Origin of the sequence: Halovivax sp. (assembly GCA_007119345.1) — an archaeon.
Lineage (GTDB): Archaea > Halobacteriota > Halobacteria > Halobacteriales > Natrialbaceae > Halovivax.
On the sequence record SKPV01000138.1, the window covers coordinates 1 to 5,144 of the forward strand.

5 protein-coding genes are annotated in these 5,144 nt (G+C 69.6%); 1 reads left to right on the forward strand and 4 read right to left on the reverse strand.

The annotated features are described in order from the left end of the window. Positions 1–279: molybdenum cofactor guanylyltransferase (locus QZT59_RS09590; RefSeq protein ID WP_394348646.1), on the forward strand; the 279-nt coding region annotated here is incomplete at its 5' end. A 33-nt stretch (positions 280–312) separates the two neighbouring features. On the opposite strand, the gene yqeC is transcribed toward QZT59_RS09590, so the two are convergent. The 4 genes from yqeC to QZT59_RS09610 all read right to left on the reverse strand — a co-directional run. Continuing rightward, on the reverse strand, positions 313–1,095 hold the full coding sequence (gene yqeC / locus QZT59_RS09595; protein ID WP_290814844.1) for a selenium cofactor biosynthesis protein YqeC: 783 nt from the start codon (positions 1,093–1,095) through the stop codon (positions 313–315). Between the two features lie 63 nt (positions 1,096–1,158). Beyond that, complete coding sequence (locus QZT59_RS09600; protein ID WP_290814847.1) at positions 1,159–2,904, reverse strand: aldehyde ferredoxin oxidoreductase C-terminal domain-containing protein; 1,746 nt, start codon at positions 2,902–2,904, stop codon at positions 1,159–1,161. A 279-nt stretch (positions 2,905–3,183) separates the two neighbouring features. Next, on the reverse strand, positions 3,184–4,155 hold the full coding sequence (locus QZT59_RS09605) for an electron transfer flavoprotein subunit alpha/FixB family protein (protein WP_290814850.1): 972 nt from the start codon (positions 4,153–4,155) through the stop codon (positions 3,184–3,186). Beyond that, positions 4,152–5,144: electron transfer flavoprotein subunit beta/FixA family protein (locus QZT59_RS09610; protein WP_290814853.1), on the reverse strand; the 993-nt coding region annotated here is incomplete at its 5' end. The genes QZT59_RS09610 and QZT59_RS09605, both read right to left, overlap by 4 nt.

Genomic DNA, 5,144 nt, shown 5'->3' on the forward strand with positions numbered 1-5,144 from the left:
GAGCGCGCGGCGAGCGCCGACGCGGCGGTTCCGCGGCGGGCGGACGGCTGGTACCAGACCACCCAGGCCGTCTACCGGACCGAACCCATGTCCACAGCCTGCGAGCGAGCGCTCGATCGCGATGAGCGAAAGATCCTCGCCCCGCTGGAGAGCCTCGAGTACGAGGTCGTCGAGGAAGCGACGGTGAAGCGAGAGGCGAGTACGAGGACGTTCGAGAACGTCAACACGCGATCGGAGTTCGAGGCGGCAGCCGAGTGGATCCACCGAGAGGAAGGCTGATCGCTTCGGCACGGGCCGGCCGCTTGCAGCCGATCAGGCCTGACGGGCGTCAGTCGATCGCTCGACGACAGCTACGATGGTCGGGTCGATCATCCGGGCACAGACGACCCGTGGAATCCTCGCGTCGCTCGAGGGGCCGAGGGGCTCGGTTTCGTCGATTCGCTCGAACACGCGTCGGGCGATTGATCTGGCGACCGCCTCGTCGCCCTCGTCGTCGACTTTGTTGAGTAACGGAATGACCGTCGTCCCCGACGGGACGGCCTTCAGCCCGCCGTCGGGGTGGGCGAGGACGGTCGCGACAGCCTCCGGCGTGACGGTGTCGCCGCGCTCGAGATCGGTCAGCGCGGCGACCCGCTCCGGTCGGTGGACGGACCTCTCGGAGAGTGGCCGTCCGACGGCGTCGACGCTCGCGACGGGGACGACGACGTCGGTCGTCTCCGGGATCCGCGGCTCGTCGTCGCCGGGCGCCTTGAACTCGCGCGTCCGCGCCCCGTCGGCCTTGACGAGCACGGGCCCGTCGTGAGCCGAGGCGATGGCGCTGACGGTCTCGGGCTCGTAGCCGGTGTACCGGTCGCCCTCGCGCTCGGGAACCAGACCGAGCGGCCACGTCGTCGACGCCGCGGAGAGCGTCGAGACGGGGTCGTCGGAGACGGCGACGGAACCGACCTCGCGATCGAAGATCGGGATGCGTACCGTCGCGGTGAGGACGGCCCGATCGAGTCGTCGGGCGAGGGCGTACAGCGAGGTTTTCTTCCCGCCGGCCCCGACGAGACACGTGAGGCCGCGATCGGCCCGGAGGGCGCGGACGATGTCCATGACGGCGTTACGGACGGACCCCTAATGCCGATTTCCCTCCACAGCGTGCGGATCGACTCTGGACTATGGAGTGCTCGCTGCGTCCGTCGCGAGCGGCGTCTGCTCGTCGGGGACGCCTCCGAGGTCGAGTCTCGCCAGCGTCTCGGGGGTCGGCCGACCCTGTCGCCCCCAGCCACGGATCGCGTAGTAGGCGTCGACCATAGCGTCGAATCGCTCGGCGTCGAGGTCGCCATCCGCGTCGAGTGCTGGCGGGCACGCGTCGTCGTCCCTGTCGAATCCCTCGCGGACGTTGAACAATCGGACCAGGGTCCAGATACGCTCGCCGGCGTTTTCGAGGTCGTCGTACGGCGCGCCGACCGCCTCGAGCCATGCGGCGACGTCGAGCGCTTCGCCGGCGAAGTCGTCGGCGACGAGACTCCAGCGAAGCGAGCGGGCGTCCTGCGCCGCGACGACCGCTGCCGCCGCGCGTTCGGGCCCCCACTGCGTATCGAACACCGCTCGCTCGACCGGGCGGGCCCGCCGGTGACAGCCCCCGCGATCGCTCGTCGCGTAGGCGAGGGCCATGCCTGCGACGGCGCCGGGATCGTAGTTCGGTAGGGACATACGCTTGACCGCCGGAACGAGGTCGCTCCCACCGAATCGGTCTGCAGCGGCGTCGACGCCGTCCGCCAGCGCGTCCCCGAGCGGGGGCGATCGCGCCGCAATCTCGTCGAGGAGGTCGCGAGCGACCGCCGGCTCGCCGAACGATAGCTCTCGGTCGACGACTCCGGACTCGGCGGCGCGGATGGCCCAGGCGATCGCGTTTCCGGCGCTGATGAGGTCGACGCCGAGGCGATTACACCGCTCCCCGAGCCCCGCGACCGCGTCGAAGTCGTCGATACCGAGTCCGGCCCCGAGGGACATCCCCGTCGCGCCCCGGGGAACGGTCTCGCCCTCATCGGTCTCGATCCGGAAACCTCCGGGGATGGGGCCGTCGCGCTCGCGTCCGGACGCCGCCTCCCGTGCCGCCTCGATGCCGACGTCCTCGGCGGCGTCGAAGCCGCGCTCTTGCCAGCCGCGGCTGGCGAGGACGTCGGTTTCGTCGGCGAAGTCGACCGTCTCGAGCGTCTCCGAGGCGGCGAGCCACCGGCCAGTGTCGCTCTCGGCGTACCGGTCGGTCTCCGCGTCGCGCAACGTTGCCAGCGACTCGTCCGGGGTCGGCGGCTCACCGCGTGCGACGACCGCCTTCAACCGTTTCGCGCCCATCACAGCACCAGCACCACCCCGGCCGGCGTGGTGGGTCGCCTCGTCGGAGGCGATGGTCGCGTACGCGACGCGACGTTCCCCCGCAGGACCGATGCAGGCCACGCACGCCTCCGGAAACGCACGTGCCGTCTCCACAGCGTCGCGACCCCAGGTGTCCGCCGGTTCGATCCGCCCGTCGCCGTCGGAAACCACGAGTCTCACGGGGTCGCTGGCTCGACCGGTCACGAGCACGCCGACGTGATCGGCGAGCGCCCCGGCGAGCGTCGCCGGAAAGTCGCCGCCAGCGTACGAGTCGAGAAACGCACCCGTGAGGGGCGACTTCGTGACCGCCGCGTAGCGTCCGTCGCCTGGAAGGTATCCGCTGACGGGACCGAGCATGAACAGCAACGCGTTCGCCGGGCCCAACGGATCCACACCTGCCTCGAGTTCCTCGTAGAGGTACCGCGCCCCGAGTCCCTTCCCGCCGACGTACCGACGACGCCAGCGCTCGGGGACCGGCTCCGACTCCACGCGTTCGGCAGAGAGATCGACGCGGAGGAGCCGATCGGGCGCTCCTTGTGACATAGCGGATGGAAGCGCCAGTGGAGGAAAAACGTTGGCCCGAGGCGCCGAGGCTGGCGTTCGGTCACGCTCGGCGGGACGGTTCCAGCGCGGGCTGGGTCCCGCTCACGTGCTGACACTCACTCACGTCGATGTCACCCACGTCCTGACGCTCACCCACGCCGAAGCCGCCCACCTCAATGCCGCCCACGTCCCGACGCACACCCACGTTGAACGTCGGTCACGACGACGTGCTGTCCGGTAGATCGACGTTGTTGCAGAGCTGTACGGTCGCGGCCGACGTCACTGGGCCTCCCGAATCGCCTCGTTCAGTTCCGGGACGATCTCGTGAAGATCGCCGATGACCGCCCAGTCGCCGTGCTGGACGATGGCGGCCTCCGGATCGGTGTTGATCGCCAGGATGGTGTCGGATCCCTTGGCGCCGACCATGTGCTGGACGGCGCCGCTGATCCCGCAGGCGATGTAGATGTCGGGACTGATCTTCGCACCGGTGAGACCGATCTGGTCGTCGTGAGGTCGCCACCCCTCGTTGACCGCCGCTCGCGAGGAGCCGACGGTGCCGCCCAGGAGGTCGGCCAGTTCCGCTAACTGGTCGAAGTCCTCCGGGCTACCGACGCCCCGGCCGCCACCGACGACGATCCGAGCCTCGCCGAGTGGAATACCCTCCTCGTCGGACTCCTCGGTCCGGTCGAGGCGAACCCGAAGGTGACGGTCGTCCAGCGACGGCGTGAACGAGTGGACGGCCGGGTCAGTCGTCTCCTCGGCCGTCTCCGCGGGGAGCTCGTGGGCCGCAGTGGTCAACAGCTTCGTCTCGGCTTCGAGTCGCGCGTGTTCGACGAGACTCCCGCCCCACCGGTGGCGGGTCACCTCGTAGGCCTCGCCCGCGTCGACGGCAGTACAGTTTGCGGCCATCGGCAGGTCCAGGCCCGCGGCGGCGTGGGCGAGCACTTCGTGCCCCCGGTCGGTTCCGGGCGCGAGGACGGCCTCCGGCGCCCGCTCGGAGATGAGCTGCCTGATGGCCTCGCCCCACGCCTCCGGCGCGTAGCTCCCGAGCCTGTCGTGGGTCACGTGGTGGACGTCGTCGACGCCGTAGGCGCCGAGTTCGTCGGCCACCCCGGCCCCCTCGTCCCCGAAGACGACGGCCCCGAGTTCCGACTCGCCTTCGGTCAGATCGCGGGCCAGGGTCAGCATCTCCAGGGAGGTCTCGGCCGGGACGCCGTTCTCGTGTTCGACGAAACCCAGTAGCACGCTCATAGCACCTCCACATCGTCTTCGAGAACCTCGATGATGGCCGGGACGGCCTCGGGCCCGTCGCCGAGGATCTCGGCATCGCCGTCGTCGCTCTCCGGCGATTCGAGGCGAACCGTGTCGATGCTCCCTGGACCGTTCTGTCGGTCCGCCGCGACCGTTTCGACCTCCTGTCGCCGGGCTTGCATCTTGGAGCGCATCGAGGCGTACCGCGGCTCGTTGATCCCCTCTTTTACGGTGACGACCGCCGGAAGCTCGACCTCGTAGATCTCTTCGCCACCAGGTACCTCGCGCGCGGCGATCGCGGTCCCGTCCTCGACGTCGAGGGACTTGATCCCCGTGACGCAGGGCACATCCAGCGCCCGCGCCACGCGAATACCGACCTGGTAGTTGGCCGCGTCGGCCGACTCGTTTCCGAACAGGAGGAGGTCGAACGCCTCACCGTCGTCGGCCGAGTCTCGGACGGCGTCAGCGATCGCCCCCGCGGTCGCCCGGGGACCCCACTCCTCGCCGTCGGTCACCAGCAACGTCGCCTCGTCGGCTTGCATCGCCAGCCCCGTCCGGAGCTGCTCGGTCGCCGCCTCGGGACCGAGCGTCAGGACCGTCACCGATCCCCCGTGTTCGTCGACCTGCTGGACGGCTTCCTCGATCGCACACTCCTCGTGGGGACTCATCGTAAAGCCCAGGTTGCTGGTGTCGATCCCGTGCTGGTCGTCTGTCAGTACGATCTTCGCCCCGGTGTCGGGCACTCGTTTGATACAGGTCAGGACGTCCATGGTGTCGATGTGGTCGTGACGGTCCGCCGCGGATCGGTTCTCGCGGTCGCGAGAGACCGTCCGTGGGTGATGGTGTGAGACGAGCGCGGCGAGCTCTCGTCCGCGTTCGATCGCGTTGTCTTCGGCCGCATCGTCTTCGGTCGCATCGTCTTCGGCCGCGTTGGCTTCGGTCGCATCGTCTTCGGTCGCGTCGGCTTCGATTCCGCTGGCTTCGTTCGC